Source organism: Vibrio sp. TRT 21S02 (genome assembly GCF_050113675.1).
Taxonomy (GTDB): Bacteria; Pseudomonadota; Gammaproteobacteria; order Enterobacterales; family Vibrionaceae; genus Vibrio.
In genome coordinates, this window is the sequence record NZ_JBNJOI010000021.1 from 40,780 (window position 1) to 58,495 (window position 17,716).

At 44.2% G+C, this 17,716-nt stretch carries 19 protein-coding genes; 13 read left to right on the forward strand and 6 right to left on the reverse strand.

Annotated elements, in window-relative coordinates:
- Positions 1–4 precede the first annotated feature (4 nt).
- Together ACQEXU_RS19365 and ACQEXU_RS19370 are read left to right on the forward strand one after the other, a co-directional pair.
- Positions 5–1,243, forward strand: a complete 1,239-nt coding sequence (locus ACQEXU_RS19365) for an NAD(P)/FAD-dependent oxidoreductase (protein WP_427011975.1) — start codon at positions 5–7, stop codon at positions 1,241–1,243.
- 178 nt (positions 1,244–1,421) lie between these two features.
- On the forward strand, positions 1,422–1,934 hold the full coding sequence (locus ACQEXU_RS19370) for a DNA mismatch repair protein (protein ID WP_427011976.1): 513 nt from the start codon (positions 1,422–1,424) through the stop codon (positions 1,932–1,934).
- A gap of 12 nt (positions 1,935–1,946) precedes the next feature.
- Here ACQEXU_RS19370 and ACQEXU_RS19375 read toward each other — a convergent pair whose 3' ends face one another.
- Positions 1,947–2,576 (reverse strand): START domain-containing protein, encoded by a 630-nt coding sequence (locus tag ACQEXU_RS19375; RefSeq protein ID WP_427011977.1) that lies wholly within the window; start codon positions 2,574–2,576, stop codon positions 1,947–1,949.
- Between the two features lie 24 nt (positions 2,577–2,600).
- Positions 2,601–3,626: an acyltransferase gene (locus ACQEXU_RS19380; protein WP_427011978.1), complete on the reverse strand. Its 1,026-nt coding sequence runs from the start codon at positions 3,624–3,626 to the stop codon at positions 2,601–2,603.
- 245 nt (positions 3,627–3,871) lie between these two features.
- Between ACQEXU_RS19380 and ACQEXU_RS19385 the strand changes: the two genes are divergently transcribed.
- From ACQEXU_RS19385 to ACQEXU_RS19410, 6 genes are all read left to right on the forward strand, one after another.
- On the forward strand, positions 3,872–4,465 hold the full coding sequence (locus ACQEXU_RS19385; RefSeq protein WP_367990416.1) for a TetR/AcrR family transcriptional regulator: 594 nt from the start codon (positions 3,872–3,874) through the stop codon (positions 4,463–4,465).
- Positions 4,466–4,597: 132 nt separating this feature from the next.
- On the forward strand, positions 4,598–5,452 hold the full coding sequence (locus ACQEXU_RS19390; RefSeq protein WP_427011979.1) for an alpha/beta hydrolase: 855 nt from the start codon (positions 4,598–4,600) through the stop codon (positions 5,450–5,452).
- Positions 5,453–5,698: 246 nt separating this feature from the next.
- Complete coding sequence (locus ACQEXU_RS19395; protein ID WP_427011980.1) at positions 5,699–7,087, forward strand: SLC13 family permease; 1,389 nt, start codon at positions 5,699–5,701, stop codon at positions 7,085–7,087.
- Between the two features lie 213 nt (positions 7,088–7,300).
- Positions 7,301–8,242, forward strand: a complete 942-nt coding sequence (locus ACQEXU_RS19400; protein WP_427011981.1) for a M23 family metallopeptidase — start codon at positions 7,301–7,303, stop codon at positions 8,240–8,242.
- 20 nt (positions 8,243–8,262) lie between these two features.
- Entirely contained in the window at positions 8,263–8,592 is a 330-nt protein-coding gene (locus ACQEXU_RS19405; RefSeq protein WP_427011989.1) for a bactofilin family protein, read from the forward strand.
- Positions 8,593–8,710: 118 nt separating this feature from the next.
- Positions 8,711–8,962, forward strand: coding sequence for a DUF3081 domain-containing protein (locus ACQEXU_RS19410; RefSeq protein WP_367990411.1), 252 nt, complete (start codon positions 8,711–8,713; stop codon positions 8,960–8,962).
- Between the two features lie 64 nt (positions 8,963–9,026).
- Here ACQEXU_RS19410 and ACQEXU_RS19415 read toward each other — a convergent pair whose 3' ends face one another.
- Positions 9,027–9,383 (reverse strand): DUF413 domain-containing protein, encoded by a 357-nt coding sequence (locus ACQEXU_RS19415; protein ID WP_367990410.1) that lies wholly within the window; start codon positions 9,381–9,383, stop codon positions 9,027–9,029.
- A gap of 139 nt (positions 9,384–9,522) precedes the next feature.
- Between ACQEXU_RS19415 and ACQEXU_RS19420 the strand changes: the two genes are divergently transcribed.
- A complete protein-coding gene (locus tag ACQEXU_RS19420) occupies positions 9,523–10,416 on the forward strand; it encodes a LysR family transcriptional regulator (RefSeq protein WP_427011982.1) in 894 nt (297 codons plus the stop codon).
- A gap of 54 nt (positions 10,417–10,470) precedes the next feature.
- Here the strand turns inward: ACQEXU_RS19420 and ACQEXU_RS19425 are convergent, their stop codons facing one another.
- Positions 10,471–10,674, reverse strand: a complete 204-nt coding sequence (locus ACQEXU_RS19425; protein ID WP_427011983.1) for a hypothetical protein — start codon at positions 10,672–10,674, stop codon at positions 10,471–10,473.
- Positions 10,675–10,857: 183 nt separating this feature from the next.
- Here ACQEXU_RS19425 and ACQEXU_RS19430 point away from each other — a divergent pair, with 183 nt between their 5' ends.
- Positions 10,858–12,231 carry a DNA-3-methyladenine glycosylase 2 family protein gene (locus tag ACQEXU_RS19430; RefSeq protein ID WP_427011984.1) on the forward strand — a complete coding sequence of 458 codons (1,374 nt, stop codon included), beginning with the start codon at positions 10,858–10,860 and terminating at the stop codon, positions 12,229–12,231.
- Complete coding sequence (locus tag ACQEXU_RS19435) at positions 12,228–12,701, forward strand: methylated-DNA--[protein]-cysteine S-methyltransferase (protein ID WP_427011985.1); 474 nt, start codon at positions 12,228–12,230, stop codon at positions 12,699–12,701. Before ACQEXU_RS19430 ends, ACQEXU_RS19435 begins: the two co-directional genes overlap by 4 nt.
- 57 nt (positions 12,702–12,758) lie before the next feature.
- Here the strand turns inward: ACQEXU_RS19435 and nhaD are convergent, their stop codons facing one another.
- Positions 12,759–14,192, reverse strand: a complete 1,434-nt coding sequence (nhaD, locus tag ACQEXU_RS19440) for a sodium:proton antiporter NhaD (RefSeq protein WP_427011986.1) — start codon at positions 14,190–14,192, stop codon at positions 12,759–12,761.
- 325 nt (positions 14,193–14,517) lie between these two features.
- Here nhaD and ACQEXU_RS19445 point away from each other — a divergent pair, with 325 nt between their 5' ends.
- Both ACQEXU_RS19445 and ACQEXU_RS19450 read left to right on the forward strand, forming a co-directional pair.
- A complete protein-coding gene (locus ACQEXU_RS19445) occupies positions 14,518–15,255 on the forward strand; it encodes a nucleoside recognition domain-containing protein (protein WP_367990404.1) in 738 nt (245 codons plus the stop codon).
- Complete coding sequence (locus ACQEXU_RS19450) at positions 15,252–15,719, forward strand: YjiG family protein (protein WP_367990403.1); 468 nt, start codon at positions 15,252–15,254, stop codon at positions 15,717–15,719. Before ACQEXU_RS19445 ends, ACQEXU_RS19450 begins: the two co-directional genes overlap by 4 nt.
- 50 nt (positions 15,720–15,769) lie before the next feature.
- Here the strand turns inward: ACQEXU_RS19450 and ACQEXU_RS19455 are convergent, their stop codons facing one another.
- Positions 15,770–17,074, reverse strand: coding sequence for a dicarboxylate/amino acid:cation symporter (locus ACQEXU_RS19455; protein WP_427011987.1), 1,305 nt, complete (start codon positions 17,072–17,074; stop codon positions 15,770–15,772).
- Positions 17,075–17,716 lie beyond the last annotated feature (642 nt).

Below are 17,716 nucleotides of genomic sequence, written 5' to 3' on the forward strand. Positions count from 1 at the left end.
ATAAATGAAGAAGCAATCAACGCAGGTGGTCGTGATTGGCGCTGGCCCTTCCGGCTCAACCGCAGCGGCATTGTTACATGCCCAAAATATTGATGTTGTTGTGATTGAAAAATCACAGTTTCCAAGGTTTTCTATCGGAGAAAGCCTACTGCCTGCATGTATGGAAGTGGTTGAACAGGCGGGGATGTTAGAGGCTGTTAATCAAGCAGGATTCCAATATAAAGACGGCGCAGCTTTTCGGCGAAATGGGGTTTATACCCAATTTGATTTTACCGATAAGTTTTCAGCAGGACCGGGGACGACGTTTCAGGTTCAGCGTGCGCACTTTGATAAAGTTCTGGCAGATTCTGCGAGCGAGCAAGGTGTTGAAATTCGATATCAACATGAGCTGAAAAGCATCGAGTTTGTGGATGCGCATTCTATTTTGCAGGTTGGTGTCGAGGGGGGGGAAGACTACCTTTTACAAGCTGATTATGTGTTGGATGCGAGTGGGTTTGGGCGTGTGCTGCCAAAACTACTGGAATTAGAAGAACCATCTTGTCTTCCGCCGCGTAAGGCCATCTTCACCCATATTGTTGATAACATTGATGCTGAAAGTACCGATTATGATCGCAATAAAATCCTGATTTCAGTGCACCCTGAACACCAAGATGTGTGGTATTGGTTGATTCCATTTTCCAATGGCATATGTTCATTTGGTATTGTGGGTGAACCTGAGTTTTTCGAGCAGTATTCGGAAGATAAGATCGCCGCAATTCAGCAATTAGCTAATGAAGAACCAGGGTTAGCGGCATTACTACAGAATGCGGAATATCCTAACTCAGCAGGTGAACTCGGCGGTTACTCTGCCAATGTGAAACATTTGGCCACGTCGCATTATGCGCTGCTTGGTAATGCTGGCGAATTCTTAGATCCGGTGTTTTCCTCCGGTGTGACCATTGCAATGAAGTCGGCCCAGTTTGCGGTTGATTGCGTGGTGCGCCAGCTCAATGGTGAAACGGTTGATTGGCAGAAAGAGTACGCCGATCCGCTGATGGTTGGTGTCGATACTTTCAGGACGTATGTGGAAGGATGGTACCAAGGCACATTGCAAGACGTAATTTTTTATCAAAATCCTAACCCGCGTATTAAGCAGATGATTTCCTCAATACTTGCTGGTTATGCATGGGATGAAGCTAACCCGTATGTTAAAGAATCAAAACGTCGACTAACCAGCTTAGCTGAGTTTATTAATCAAGACTAAGCAAAGTGAACCTCTTTAGAAGCGCGATAGGTGTCGCGCTTTTTTTATACTTAAAAATCAGCCAGTTTCTTTAATTTGACTACGCTTACTACATTGTTGTTGTGATGGGAGGAGGCAGCGTTATGTGATGAATCGTTCTCCCTCATGAGGTTCAAACCGTATCAAGAAGGAGAAGCGCATGAAATGGCCGTCAGCATGGGTACTTGTGGCGATTGGTTTGGTGCTGAATATCATGGCTATTCTGGTGTCGAGTGTGGTTCTTGATCAATTGAGTCAGGAGGTCAGCGCGCGTGATGAGCAAAAAAATGCCAACAGTTACGCCATTCAGTTAGCGTGGGATAAGGTTGAAACCTTAGAACGAAAACGTGAATTTATGCTGCTGCACTTGGATCAAAACAAGATTGTATCCGGTGAGATTGATGAATTATTAAGAGGTCAGCTTTCTCCATGGGTCAATCAAGCCGTTCCTCCCATCCAACAAGATAATCTAGCGACGTTAATGACGTTAATTAATCAAGCACAACAACATGAGCGAGATAGGATTGATGGCCATTACTTAGCGAACTTATCCATCACCGAAACCATGGCCGAGTTAAATGAGCGTAGTGCACGTTACAAAGTGTTTGCTCTGTTTCTACAAATTTTTGGATTGGCGCTCATCTTAGCCAGAGACTTAGCGCGAAAACGCTAATTACTCTCTTGATTACTCTTCAATATTAGGGTGTTGTTTTCCCTGATATTGCTGTACTTCTCGTCTTAGCCCTTGAAACGTTGCTAGGGCACTGTCCGTCGCAAGTTTGTTCACTAACCAATCTGGCAGTTGTCCTTGGGGGTTGGCAAAAGCGGTATATTCAATATGGGTGGTGCCGTTATCTAATTTTTCTAACACCCATTCAGCAGATACCCCAGTAATACGAAGGTATCCTTCTTGTTTAGGAAACGTCGCGGGAGCATCACGGATCACCAGTTTAAAGGCTTGTTCATTCACTTGATATTGTGAATAGGTCACCATATCGCGATCGGCAGCTGGCCATGGGGCGGCAAATTGGGTGTAAACGATGTTTTCGTTCGCACTGATCTGTTTTAGAACTCGGCTGTGGGAGACATTATCGATCCATTTGGGAACGTGCTCACTGTCTTCCAGTAGCAGCAAAAATGCGGAATAACTGGTGGGGATAAACATTTGAGCACGAATCTCAACCAAGCCATCACTGTGTGGCCGCGTATGCAGTGTGATGCCATCGTAAGTTTTTGCAAACTGCCATCCCCTTTCTCCGGAGGCGAAGACGAGCGGAGCGAAAAGAATGAGTAATAATCCTAAGCGACGCTGCATTATGGCCTCCTGCCGTTTGCGAATTTAGCGAAATAACCAACGGTTCAGCGGTGTTTTTTCTGTCGCTACAACCAATAAGTAACTGAAAACCAATGTTCCTATTAATACGATAGCATCCTTTGGAGCATGAGTAAGCCCAAAGAAACCCGCCACATTCATCATCACAATCACCATGGGTAGATGACAGACATAGACAGGCAAGACACGCTTACTCAAGGAAAAAACAATCGCGTTTCTGCCTAAATCTGGATGGGTTAGCAGATACATCATGATTCCTGTTGCCCAAAAAATGGTGCCAAATAAGAAGTCATTAGTATTAAATATTTGTCCCATTCCATGCAGCCAATAGGCCTCCACAATGTGGATAGAGAGCCCCAATCCAGTAAGCCATATTGCTTTTGATGCAGAAAATTGGAACTCAGATTGTCGCAGCGTAAAACCTATTGCGACCATCAAGGTTGCAAAGAAAGGGCCGTTACGAGTGAAGAATGGACTTGGAAGCTCAGTTAATACGGCATAGCTACCAGCAAGAACGCCATAACAATACAGTGCTAGTGATAACGGGAGGATCCAGCGACTGAGCTTGAAGTCTATTAACGCCGCTATGATCACAATGGCGCTGAGTAAAGCTGGAATAAACCACAAGTGCACCAAACCGCCTTCAATCAATGAGTTAAGTGGTGTTTGCAGCAGATAGCTCCAATAACCTTGTCTTTCCGCTAAGTAACCATGTTCTAAAAGTACGCTCCAGTTAAATGGCATAAGCAAACTGATCACGCTCCAGATTGCCCAGATACGAATCAGTGGAGAGCCGTAATTCAGGACGGTTTGCCAAGGTTTATTGGTCAATTTAGGTTGGATGAGGTAGCCGGCGATAAGAAAAAATAGTGGAACGGCAAAGCGCGTCAATTGGTTGAAAACATAGCCAAACCAAGGTTCTCCACCAAGAGTGAAGTAAGAGAGGAACATTTGGCAATGCAACATAATAATTGCGATCATGGCGACGAGGCGCCCTAGCTCTAGGCTGGCGATTTTGGACCTATCAGACATCATAAATACCTAAATAAAAATCGACTCGGAGAGTCGCAAATCATCGAAAAAGTGGCCTCAAACTATCAGGAGAAGAAATTAAAAATGGCGTTTTAAATCAAAGTGTAGAATGGTTTACGTCGTAAAAAGTAGGATTTGAGATACGGGTCAGGTATTCAATGAAAGTCGTTTTAAATGAGTTTAATACTTGCAAAAAAGTACGACCGTGCTAAAACTAATTTAATGACTGCGGATGTTGGTGGAAAATGAGTAAAGGGCGAATCACACGTGAGAACATACTGGCACAGGCGTTTGCGCTGGCAAGTGAAGGTGGCCTCGAAAGCCTGACGATAGGTGAGTTAGCAAAGCACTGTGGTATGTCGAAAAGCGGTTTGTTTGCTCATTTTAATTCCAAGGACAACTTGCAAGTTGGTGTTATTGAATACGCACAGCAAGTGTTTGCCGAAAAAGTGATTGTACCCGCGAGAGATGCATCATCACCGGATCAAGAGAATAAAATACGTCTGCTGTTAACACGCTGGCTAAGCTGGAATCACTCTTTTCAAGGCAGCTGCATGTTTCTTGATGCATGGAAAGATGCGGCGACAAACCAATGTCCGATCCAGCAAGCGCTGAGAAAAGCCATTTCGGTGTGGGTTGATTATCTGCAAATTCAAATTGCAAAAGGGGTTGAACTCGGAGAGTTCGATCAACACTTATCGCCACGTCAGGCGGTGTTTGAGCTCTACGGTTTATACCTCAGTGCTAATTTGTTCTACACCATCCATGGTGAGCAAATGAGTGCCGAGCATTTTTGGCAAGGTGTCGACAAGCTATTAGTGAGCTGGAAAGCGGCATAATGTGGGTTGCATGAGTCGATTACAGCCTCGTTAGATTGCTGAGGCTTTAACAGGCAGGATGATCCTGCCATTAATTTTATTAAAAAATAGTACGGTCGTTCGTTTTTGCGAACTACGTTAAGGAAAGCGACCATGAGTGAGAAGATTTATTTCAATACGTCCAACAAGTTCAGCTTGAAACGAAGTTTGGTCAATATGACAACTCGGCTGCACCATACACTCGCTCCGAAACATGCGGAGAAGACGGCGCGCAAACTGCTGCTTACACCAGTCCGGACTCAACCTAAAAATGCTGAACCGACAGAGTTGGTAAAAGGTGAGGTGCAGTCGAAGGAAGGTGTACTCAAAACTTACCGTTTGGGCTCTGGCCCTGTATGGGTTCTAACGCATGGTTGGTCTGGCTCTGCCAGTCAGTATTATCCGCTTATGGAATACATAGCCGAGCGTGGTTTTACTGCGCTAGCGTATGATCATCCAGCCCATGGGGAGAGTGGTGGCGTTTATGGTCATATTCCTGGATTTGTTGCAGGTTTAGAGGCCATTCTAGATAGTGTTGATGACGTTGCTGGCCTTGTTGGACATAGTATGGGAACCGCTTCTGCGCTTGAATGTCATCATCAAAAGCTTATCAATAAACCGATGTTGCTCATCGCTCCAGTATTGGATTATGTTGATAATTTATTCAGTAGTGTTGCCCGCTCTGGCTACTCCATGAAACTGTTTAGCAAAATCGTTTCCCAAGTTGAAGAACAGTACCGCTATCCTATTCAGTCGGTCGATCCGTACCAAAAGCTTGGATTACGCCATGCACTGACGTATATCGTCCATGACGAAGAGGATAAATTTACAAAATTTTCAGTTTCACAGAAAGCTGCAGTGGAAATGGAAAACGTAACGTTATTCGCAACGCAAGGTCAGGGGCATGGGCGAGTGATGAAGTGTCCCGAAGTCTTTACCGCGTTTAATGCACTGATAGATTCTGACTAAACAAAGCCTAGGAGTTGGCAGACAGTAATGAGGGTAAGCCTAAGAGTTAGGTTGATAGAAATTATGGGAAATACATCAATGTAATCATAATGTTAATGTATGTCGTTTTGATGTTGATTAGGTTAACAAATTCGCATCGATTATTATCTCCATTGTTGAATATGTGTGATGCTGCATGTTGCTACTTGGTCGGAACTTTTAGCCGGTAGCGCTTGTGCCATTAGGCCATATTTAGGAAGCATAATAATGAACAGAAACGATAGTGTCCCTTTGCCCAACAACACCCGAGAGTGGTTTTTTAACCGAAACAGCCTCATCATCCTTGCTGATGTTGTGCTGTTTTTGGCTCTCTATCTATTCCTACCTTTTGAAAGTGATATCGTACTTGGTATCAGCTTACTAATATTTATCGCGGTACTATGGTTAACCGAAGCGCTTCACGTGACGGTGACGGCGATATTAGTTCCCATCCTTGCAGTGCTATTTGGCGTATTTGATACCCAAACCGCTTTAAATAACTTCGCGAATTCGATCATTTTTCTTTTCCTTGGCGGTTTTGCGCTTGCTGCTGCAATGCATCGTCAGGGGTTAGATAAAGTCATTGCCGACAAAGTATTATTGATTGCCAAAGGTAAGATGAGTGTTGCGGTGGTTATGCTGTTTGGTGTTACGGCGGGTCTGTCTATGTGGATTAGCAACACAGCGACCACGGCCATGATGTTGCCACTGGTGCTTGGTGTACTGAGTAAAGTGAACTCCGAGAGTGGTCACAAAACTTATGTATTTGTTCTACTTGGTATTGCTTACAGTGCCAGCATTGGTGGCATCGCCACGATTGTGGGCAGTCCTCCCAATGCAATTGCTGCTGCCGAGGTAGGTTTAACCTTTACTGATTGGATGGCATTTGGCTTACCAACTTCAATCATTCTCCTGCCTGTCGCGATTGGGGTGCTATTTTTAATATTAAAACCCAATTTAAGTGGTGAGTTTGAGCTCAATTATGAGCCAGTGAAGTGGGACAAAGGTAAAGTAGTGACGTTAAGCATTTTTGCGGTCACAGTGGTGCTTTGGATCTTCAGCAAACCCATTAATGCGATGATCGGCGGTTATGCTAAGTTTGATACCCTTGTTGCGCTTGGCGCAATAGTCGCGGTGAACTTTGCCCGTGTTGTTCATTGGAAAGATATTGAGAAAACCGCCGATTGGGGAGTACTGCTGTTGTTTGGTGGTGGTATTTGTTTAAGTAATGTTCTTAAAGCAACAGGTGCTAGCGTATTCCTAGCCAATGGTTTAAGTGCGTGGATAGCTCAATGGGGGATCTTGCTCATTGTGGCTATTATTGCTCTCTTTGTGGTGTTCTTAACTGAATTTGCGAGTAACACAGCGAGCTCTGCACTACTTATTCCTGTTTTTGCTAGCGTGGCGGAAGCGTTTGGTATGTCGCCTGTGATCTTGTCCGTATTGATTGCTGTGGCGGCTTCTTGCGCATTTATGTTGCCAGTCGCAACGCCGCCCAATGCGATTGTTTTTGGTTCTGGTCACATCAAGCAAAGTGAAATGATGCGAGTGGGTATCATACTTAACATTGCTTGTGTCGGCGCCCTTACAGTGATAGCCATGACATTTTGGACTTAACCTCAAGTAGTAAATTCGATATTGAGTCATAGCCAGAGTGAATGCTCTGGCTATTTGCTTTTCCTGCCAAAATAGCTTCGATTTAGTCACAAACCGAACAATAACCCTGTGAATTGGGTGCAATGTTCAAACTTCTTACTTCCTGTCTCTTATTTGTTACTGATATCATGTCGCATTATTGAAATAACCTCGTGAAAATGGATTTCTTAAAGAATGAAAGATCGCGTACTGGTTTCCATTTCTTCGGTAAACGGGACCAAACATTTTCATTTTAGCCGTAAGTTTCGTCGTGTTTTAAAAGGGCTAAGCTTGTTTAGCCTCGCAGCCGTCGTTGCGACTGGAATTGCGATTAACTATCTGATGGGTGAGCGAGAATTTGCGCTCTTAAAGAGCCAAGAGTTTGAACAACGCTCCATGTCTCTTACAGAAGAAGTCACCTCACTGAAAGCACTGAAGAGTAATTTAGAAAGCGATTTAGTTGAGCGTGAAGAACGCTTTAATGTGGTTTCCGATCGATTAGGTGATTTGGAACGAGTATTAGGCATGGGAGATGCGGACGGCAAACTTGAACTGCGGCTTGATACTGCAGCGATTACGTCTTCCGTTCGTATGGTGATGCTGACCCAAATACCAAGTGGCCCCCCTGTACACAATGCGCGGTTATCTTCAGGCTACGGAAAGCGTAAACACCCGGTCACGGGATCTTACAAAATGCACCGTGGGTTAGATTTCGCAGTGAATACGGGAACCCCGATTTATGCACCGGCTGATGGGGTTGTTGAAGTCGTGCGGCCAAGCAACAAAGGATCGGGAAATTTCCTTCAGCTTCAACATTCTTATGGCTTTAAGACATCCTTTTCGCACATGAGTAAGTTTAAGGTGCAACGCGGAGAGTTTGTTCAAAAGGGAGATTTAATCGGTTACTCCGGTAATAGCGGTTTATCGTCGGGCCCGCATTTGCATTACGAAGTGCGTTTTGTTGGTCGGGCACTTGACCCTCGTCCTTTTGTTGACTGGGGTGTGGATAATTTCGATACAATTTTTAGTAAAATCAGAGGCATTCGATGGGAATCTTTAGTAAACAAAGTCGAATTAAGAGTCAGCAATCAGCTACAACTCTCATCGCACAAGGTTGTCACGTCTCCGGACAGCTAAAGCTGGAGAGTGATATTCAAATCGATGGGTTGGTTGACGGTCAAGTCCATGTGAACAACTCATTGTTGATTAGTGAGTCCGGCACGGTAAAAGGCGATATCTTTGCCACACGTGTGGTGATCAACGGCATCTTTGATGGTAATTGCCATGCAGACAAGATTGAAATCCTAGCAAAGGGTCAAGTGACAGGCACTCTGTACACCGATGACTTAAGTATCGATCAAGGGGGCAAGTTTAATGGTGTAACCCAACCTGCGAAAGCTAAGCAGGTGGTGGATATTAAACGCAGCGCCGCTGAGACCAAACCAGAGCAACCAACCTCCGAAAAAAAGAAGACGGCAACTAGCTAATTACCACTGATATTTGTGGTCAATCACGCTTGTTTGATCACAATCATCTTCTAATTTGGCGAACCTCATTTTGTCACCAATACTTAGAGTGATTTCATGAAAAAAGAAGGGCGTCGCCATGAAAAATGAACTCGATCCGAACAAAATTCTTCAGGCTTATGAAATGGTGATGGAGCATGGTGCTCCTACGGAGCATGGCAAAATTTATGAAGGCGTAGAAGCTTTTTCTGACTACGATGGCTATAACGTTTACATGCGAGGAAATGGTGTTGAGTTGAAAGTTGGTTTCCACAATACCTATCACTTGGAGTATGACCAAGAGCATCTGCGGGATAGTTTTCTGAAAAAAGTCGCCATGTTAGCGAAATAACACAGACATATCGCAGGTAAAACAAAGCCCTGCTTGATATACCGACAGGGCTTTGGGAGAAAGATTAGTCTTCTTCAGCCAGTGCACACTCTTCTGAATAGTCTTCACTCGCGTCTGGTTTGCTACGACCATTCAATGTATGGAAACGCTTACGACCACGTGCAAGTTGTGCGTATTTCAACCAAGTTCTTTCTAGCTTAGTTTTCGCTTTTCCTGGGTTTTCCATTACTTTTAGAAAGTGTTTTTCTTCAGCATTTTCTGGGTCTAATTCGCCTTTTTCAAGAGATAGCATGGTATCCCCATAAAAGATTAGGATTTCTTCTTCAGCAAGCGTAAAATCGCCAGACTTAGCAAAGCCTCTCGGGAATTTAGTGTTGTCGTAAAAACGTTTTTTGCCTTGACGAAATTCGATGTCAGACATATCACACAGCCTCTATACCTGTAGTCATGATTCAAGGCGAAAATTAGGCGTAAATTCTAAAAAAGAAAAACAAAAACTTTCTATCGTTAAGATAAATATTGATTGTTAATCTGGTTGGATTCATACCAGGAGAATTTTTATGGACGTAAAGGTCTTCCGTACATTTTTAGAGTTAGCAAAGGTTCGTCACTTCGGACGTGCAGCTGAAAACCTCTATATTACTCAAGCCGCGGTCAGTGCGCGGATAAAACAACTTGAAAGTTACTTTGATACGCAATTGTTTATTCGTGATCGAAATAACATTAAATTGACCTCGGCGGGTGAACGTTTAGTTGGGTACGCCGAGGTAATGGTTACCACTTTGCAGCAAGCTAAACTCGAACTTTCCCTTGAAAGTGGCAAAGCTCTGCAGTTAACCATGGCGGGGACGCCCAATGTGTGGGATGCGTATTTGCAAAATTGTTTGAGTGCTGTGACAGACTCGTTTGGTGGCTATGGTTTTATGGCTGAGGTGATGGGGCGAGAAGCATTAGTCCGCAGCTTGCAAGAGCGTACGCTTGATATGGCTTTTGCTTTTGATCAGATAAAAGCAGACGAGTTATCTTGTAAGAAAGTGGCAGAAGTAGTGCTTATTATGGTGTCAACAAACCAAGAAAGCATAGATACCGTATTTGGGAGCAAATATGTTTATGTGGACTGGGGAACAAAATTTGCCTCAGAGCATGCTGAACGTCATCCTAAGGTTCCTGCGCCGTATTTGCGCACTTCAACGGCGCGTATTGCACTGGATTTTATTCTTGAAAAGGGTGGTAGTGCATATTTGCCCGTTTCGCTCGTTGCCCCTTTTATTAGTGCTGGTCAATTGCATAAAGTTTCCGGTGTCGATGAATGGTGTCGGCCGATTTATTTGAGCTACCGCAAAGCAAGCACTTCGGTTGACGCGATTAAACAAGTTGAAGAGTTAGTGAAGGATATCGACCCGCTTACAGCTTATAGTTTGCAGCAACTTGCTGACTTGCCAGCCGATGAATAAATTGGCGCAGATTGAAAAGCCCTGACGAAAGAGTCAGGGCTTTTTTGTTTGGGGTTATAAGTTCATCAAGCTTTCAATCGATTCTTCAAGGCTTTTACTTTGATAGGTTCGTATTGAGCGGCCATCCGTTGCATCAATAGTGATTTCACTGATACTGCTCGAATCGCTCTGCTCAATAGCATCAAGTGATTGTTCTACGGTTTGATAGGTGAGAATACGATCATCTGAGAATTGGATCGTGCAAGTGTGAAGATTCATAGCCAACATCCTTTTATTTGTTGTCCTAGCCATTACTAATTTAGTAATGGATGAAGCAGTAAGCAAATGTTCTACTTCCAAGTTTTGAATGCTAATTGTTAAAGTTGCAGCAAGGTATCTTATAGAGTTCCGAAAATGGCTAGTTTTTGTGTTCAGTCTCATTAAACTGAACTGACATTGGAAATGGAAAACCGAGTCGGAACGATGAATCAGCAGATGCTTAATGTTTTTCGAAGTGCACGAATGAGTCGTGATGCACGTTTTGACGGTCAGTTTTATATTGCGGTTAAAACAACAGGGATTTTCTGTCGGCCGATCTGTCCAGCCACATTACCCAAAGAGTGCAATGTAGAGTACTTTGTCGACAAAGCTCAGGCTATTCAAGCAGGTTACCGACCTTGTTTACGTTGTCGTCCCGACAGTGCACAAGACTCTTGGGCTTGGAAGGGCACAGAAACCACGTTTCAGCGAGCGTTAACCCTAATCGATCAAGGTAGTTTGCAAACAAGCTCTTTAGCTGAGCTGGCTAACCGAATTGGAGTCAGTGATCGCTATTTACGTCAGCTATTTCAGAAATACTTAGGTATGTCACCGAAGCAATATGCATTGGCTCATCAATTGATGTTTGCCAAACAATTGCTTCATTCAAGCGCCTTAAGTATTACGGACATTGCTTATGCCAGTGGATTTAATAGCACGAGGCGATTCAATGATGCGTTTCTCAAAGTATTGCAATTGTCCCCACGCCAAATCCGTCGTTCAAACGATAAATCCAATTTAGCCAACTCAATTGAGCTGAGCTTTCATGGTGAATTAGACTGGCAACATATGCTGGATTTTTACCAGTTGAGAGTGGTCAAGGGGTTGGAGACGGTTGAGGTAAACAGTTATCAGCGTTATGGTCAGATAGATGAAAAACAAGTGTGGTTCAGTGCAAAAAAGACGACTGAACGTAGTATAACCGTTGAGTTTGAACTGGAAGAACTCACCCAATTACGCCAACTTGTGAAGCAAGTAAGACGCCTTTTTGATCTTGATGTGAACACGACACAGATTGAGCAGCATCTTCATGCGATTGAGCCAAGTCTGATAAAGCAGAAGGGAATTCGCATTCCGGGAGTATGGAGCCCTTGGGAAGCGGGAGTTCGTGCGATTTTAGGTCAACAAGTGTCGGTGAAAGCGGCTATTACGCACCTTAACGCTTTGGTCAAAACTGTTAAGGGGGAAGATGTGAAGGCCTTTCCTACTCCAGCTGAGGTAGCATCGATAGATTTAAGTTTTCTTAAAATGCCACAAAGTCGCAAGGAAACACTGACTCGCTTCGCTCAATACATGATAGAGCATCCGGAAAGTGATCCTGACAGCTGGCTGTGCTTAAAAGGGATCGGGCCGTGGACGGTGAGCTATGCACACCTAAGAGGATGTTCGCAACCAGACTGCTTTTTAGATAATGATTTGGTTGTGAAGAAAGCCTTGAATACATTTACTCATTTAACTAAACAGAATGTCTCTCCATGGGGGAGTTATGCCACTTTTCATTGTTGGAGCCATGCATGACACATTACTACACCATCATATCGACGCCGTTAGGAAAACTCACGCTGCAAGCCAGTGATGAAGGTATTACGGGGACTTGGTTTGAAACGCACACGACTAAGCCTGAACAGTTAGGAATCGAATCGCCAAGCCATTTTGTATTGCAACAAGCTGCGAAGGAACTAACGGAATATTTTGCAGGTCAAAGGACAACGTTTGAGGTGGCTGTTGCCGCTTCTGGTACGGATTTTCAGTGCAAGGTTTGGCAAGCGCTTCGAAGCATTCCTTATGGTCAAACATGGAGTTATCAGCAATTGGCAGAAGCGATCGATAACCCTAAAGCTGTCCGAGCGGTGGGACTTGCGAATGGCAAAAACCCAATATCGATTATCGTACCGTGTCATCGCGTGATTGGTAAAAATGGAAAGTTGACGGGATATGCTGGTGGTGTTGAACGTAAAGAAGCGTTACTGAAACTAGAAGGTGTCTAAGGTTAACTATGAAAGCGAAGGCTTTTGCACCCTAGCGCAAAAGCCTTATAGATAAAATTAAAACAGATGGGCATTGAGCATGAGATGGACAGCAATGCTGACGCCATAGCCTACCATAATAATGGGTGCCCATTTTAAATGGCCAAAGAAGGTGTATTTGCCATGCGCAACCCCCATTAACGCAACGCCAGCCGCGGAGCCAATCGAGAGTAAACTACCACCAACACCAGCAGCGAGCGTAACAAGTAACCAGTTACCCATCGACATTGTGGGTTCCATCGTCAGAACGGCGAACATCACGGGAATGTTATCGACAATGGCTGACAAAATACCCACCATCACATTGGCCCAAATTGGGTCCCATTGGGTGTACATGACTTCCGATATCATAGCTAGATAGCCAAGCAGGCTTAGTCCGCCAACACACATTACAACGCCATAGAAAAACAGTAATGTATCCCACTCTGCATGCGAAACACGTTTGAACACGTCAAACGGAACCACTGAACCAAGCCGTTTCAATGCATAATCGTCACGGTTTGCAATGGCTCTTGCTGCTTTCTTTGCGAGAGAGCGCTTGAGGGTGCGGCGTAAGAAAAAGCCGAAAAATTGCAAGTAGGCGAGCCCCATCATCATGCCCATAACTGGCGGGAAATGAAGTACCGCATGGAACGCAACGGCCGTTGCGATCGTTAGGATGAATAAGCCAACAATACGACGAGCGCCGCGTTTTAGTTCTACATGTTGATGGATCACGTTCGGTTTGGCATTTGGTATAAAAAAGGACATTAAAAGTGCAGGAACCAAATAGTTAACGACCGATGGTAAGAACAGTGGCATAAACTCAGAGAACGAGACGTGGCCTGCTTGCCACACCATTAAAGTAGTGATGTCTCCAAATGGGCTGAATGCCCCGCCCGCATTGGCGGCGACGACAATATTGATGCATGCCAGATTAATGAAACGAGGGTTATCTCCAGCGACTTTCATGACCACCGCACACATCAGCAAGGCGGTTGTCAGGTTATCCGCTATCGGTGAGATGAAGAATGATAAGAAACCGGTCAGCCAAAATAGTGTTCGAAAATCAAACCCTTTCCCTGTCATCCATGCTTGTAACGCATCAAACAATCGGCGCTCTTCCATCGCACTGATGTAGGTCATCGCAACCAGCAAGAACAACAGTAGCTCGGCGTATTCCAATAAATTGTGCTCTAACGCTGCTTTGGCAATTTCGATTTGCCCGTGTTGTTGGTAAACATAGCCAATCATTGCCCAGATCAAACCGGCCGCTAATAACACAGGTTTCGATTTTCTGAGCTGTAAATATTCCTCTAACATCACCAAAACGTAAGCAATGCTAAAAATGATGATAGCAGCGTATCCGATGGTGGATTGCGTTAAAGGAAGTGGTGTTTCTGAAGCCGTTGCGGCAAAGGATAGAGGAGAAAAAAGAGAAAGTAGTAACAAGACAAGCCATTGTCTGAACATATGCGCCCACTCCTTAATTATAAGAATTATGCAGATTCATTGTAGAGAGCTTTTGTTTTTTGAATTGTGAGGCAGATTCAATCTGATTGATTTTTCGACATTTGTCGTCAGGTTTTTAAGAATAGATGAAGAAGTTGAGTTGAGTTTGTTAGGTTTATTGTGAGATTAGCGATGCGGTTCATGCGCTTTGTCACAAAATATTATGGTTAATGACGAGTTATGAATAGCTAAATGAGTGTTTGACTAGGATCATCACCTTATTCTGCGATTTGCTTCAAAATCCTATGCGTTCTGTTCCACATGACAAAATAGATAGGTGTCTACAATGTCCAACTCTAACCAATCCACACGTAAAGTGACGTGGGGCTGTTATGTTGCCCTTGCGTTCGCGGTGGTTTTTTTCTCTGGCCTGCTCCAATCGAATGAATGGTATGGCGTGTTTGATTTCACAACACTAAATGGTTCTTTCGGTAAAGTCGCGTATGCTGTGAACGAAACAGCCGATGGTGTTGAAGCGGCAACAACAACGCTACGCGGTAAAGGCGGTAGCGGTGCGCGTGATGGTTTCCTTTTCGCATTAACTTTGATCCCGACTGTTATGTTTGCACTGGGCATGATTAATGTCCTAGAGCACTATGGTGCGCTTGATGCAGCGCGCAAACTGCTTACCCCTTTACTACGTCCATTAATGGGTATTCCTGGTAGCTCAGGCCTTGCGTTGATTGCTTCTTTACAGAGTACCGATGCTGGTGCGGCGATGACTCGTCAGCTAAAAGACGAAGGGCGTTTAACGAAGCGTGAAACTGATGTGTTTACCATGTTCCAGTTTACTGCAGGCGCAACTATTGTGAACTTCTTCTCTTCAGGTGCTGTTCTTTTCACACTAACTATGGCTGATGGTTCACTTGCGGTGACGTCTTCTATCGGTCTAGCGGTCGCTGTGATGTTTGTTTTCAAGTTTGTTGGTGCGAATCTGTTCCGTATGTACCTCAACATGACTGAAGGTAAAGAAGACAAATCATCACAAGGCAATCAAGAACTGAAAGAAGAGGCTGCACAATGAGCGAAGTAAAAGCAAAGAAACCAATGGTGACAGACATCTTCGTTGAAGGTGCAAAGAAAGGGTGGGTGATCGCTACAACTTCAACCGTGCCTAACGTATTAATGGCATTTGTGATCATCAAAGCGCTGCAAATTACAGGTGCACTTGCTCTGATGGGCAGTATCTTTGAACCAGTAATGGCTCTATTTGGTTTACCGGGTGAAGCTGGTGCCGTTCTGATTGGTGCATGGATGTCAATGGGTGGTGCAGTTGGTGTTGTGATTACCTTGTTCGACCAAGGCATCTTAAATGGTACTCACATTGCCATTTTGGCTCCTGCCATTTACCTAATGGGTTCTCAAATTCAATATATGGGACGTATCCTTGGTCCTATCGGAACCGAAGGCCGCTACATTCCAATCATGGTTGCGATTTCGGTTTTTAATGCTTTTGGTGCAATGCTTGTGATGAGTATTCTGGTTTAAAGCTGTTATTGAATAAAAAGCCCTGGTCATGTACCGGGGCTTTTTAGTTATTAGGCTTCAGCTTTAGAGAGTTTGACTTCTTCTTCTTTCTCACCTGCTTGAGGATCGTTAAATCGGCTCTCGTCCAACACTCCTTCAGATTTGGCAACAATCACAGAGACACAGCTGTCACCCGTGATATTGACGGCTGTGCGGATCATATCTAGAAGGCGGTCCACACCCATGATTAATGCAATCCCTTCAAGAGGCAGACCAACTTGGTTAAGTACCATTGCGAGCATGACAAGGCCAACACCAGGTACACCGGCTGTTCCCACCGATGCAAGGGTAGCAGTCAGAATGACCGTGAGGTAATCGGTCATGGTTAGGTCAATATTAAATGCCTGAGCAATAAATGCAGTAGCAACGCCTTGCATGATCGCAGTGCCATCCATGTTTACTGTTGCACCTAATGGCACGGTAAATGAGGCGACTTTATTGTCCACACCCATACGGTTTTTAACCGTTTCCATTGTTACTGGAATCGTGGCGTTAGAAGAGGCTGTTGAGAAGGCGAACATGATCGCGTCTTCCATTTTCTTCAAAAACGCAATAGGGCTAAGGCCAGTAAAGCCTTTTAACATTAAGCTGTATGTGATCAGGCCGTGCAATAACAATGTGCCAGCAAGGACAAGGAAATACTCTGCTAAGTTAATGATGGCGCCAAGGCCTAAACCAGTAAACAGCTTTGCCATAAGGAAGAACACGCCGTATGGCGCAAGGTTCATCAATAGTGCAACGAGCTTCATGATCACTTCGTTTAGATCTGAGAATACAGCGGCAATGCGTTCTCCCGGCTTGCCAGCAGCACTGATCGCAATACCAAACAACACAGCAAATACAATCACCTGAAGGGTTTTGCCTTCGGCCATTGCACTGATTGGGTTGGTTGGGAACATATCAATGATCACTTGACCAAGCGATGGTGCTTCTGCTGATTTAAACGAACTTGCCGCAGTAAGGTCGGCACCGGCTCCCGGTTGGAAGACAGTTCCCATTGTGAGCGCAAGTGTAATAGCAACGGCGGTGGTTGCAATGTAAAAGCCGAGTGTTTTACCACCCATCCGGCCAAGGGTTGAAATGTCTTTTAATGAACTAGTACCACATACTAGTGAGACAAAAATCAGTGGGACAACCAGCATTTTTAAGCTGGCGATAAAGATTTTTCCGCCCACCTCGAATAATCCATTAACGATATATGCGTCTACAAATCCATTGTCAGCAAATAGGGCCCGAATAGCGAATCCTGTCAAGATACCCGCAACCATACCTAATATTACTCGGCCAGTTAGCGACATCGGTTTCTTGGTATTCATCTTGAACACTCCTTATAGTTAATAGCCCTCAATCGCGTCAATTGAACTCGAATTTGCATACTCAGGTTCATCAATGAACATGATGGTTTGTATGCATGTTTGTGCGTATTTTGGCAATTGAGGCATTACTTTACGTCATTGCAAAGCGGAGCAGGAGGTTATCAGGCGCTTGAAAAAATCAGAAAATAAAATCGAGTTCACACATCTTACCTGTGATCTGAATCACTATAAATTTGCAGAATTTAACATGGCTATAAAATTATTATTTAGATTTATTTTCTATTAGATCGTATTTTTAACGAAGAAAAGTGACTCTTTAAAAGCTACTGATTTCCCATTACATGAGAAAGTGAGTGCATAAAACGGATATTACGGTGTTTTGAATATGCGTTGGCAGAACCGAGTTATGTCGGTGTGCTCACATCGCCACCACATAAACTTGCCTGTAGAAGCAATAACTTGCTCAAAACTGGGCAGTTTATTGCTTAACTCAATCTAACTCACTGATTCTACTGCCCTTAATCCTTGGCATCCCCCTTGCTCTATCCCCTTCGTTCAATCAACCACTCATTCAAAAATGGATTAAAGGAAGGATTACGATGCCAACTCCATGTTATATCTCTATCGAAGGTCAGGTTCAGG